Below are 243 nucleotides of genomic sequence, written 5' to 3'. Positions count from 1 at the left end.
TCAGGTGGGTCCAAAACGCTATGGTCGCTAAGTAAAATCATGGTGCTGATACCCAGAATCGAACTGGGGACCTCATCCTTACCAAGGATGCGCTCTACCGACTGAGCCATATCAGCACACAAATCTTTTAAAAGTCGTTATTACGGCTTTTTAAATTTGAAGCCTGGCGATGTTCTACTCTCACATGGGGAAACCCCACACTACCATCGACGCTATTTCGTTTCACTTCTGAGTTCGGAATGG

Annotated in this window: 1 tRNA gene; it reads right to left on the bottom strand. The window is 46.1% G+C overall.

The features are described 5' to 3' along the window. Positions 1 to 40: 40 nt before the first annotated feature. Positions 41 to 116: transfer RNA gene (locus FC652_RS20380), tRNA-Thr, on the bottom strand. Positions 117 to 243: the final 127 nt, after the last annotated feature.

It is taken from the genome of Vibrio sp. 05-20-BW147 (genome assembly GCF_013369385.1).
GTDB classification, from domain to species: domain Bacteria; phylum Pseudomonadota; class Gammaproteobacteria; order Enterobacterales; family Vibrionaceae; genus Vibrio; species Vibrio floridensis.
The sequence above is the reverse complement of the archived record's forward strand: the minus strand, read 5'-3'. Positions and strand labels throughout refer to the sequence as shown.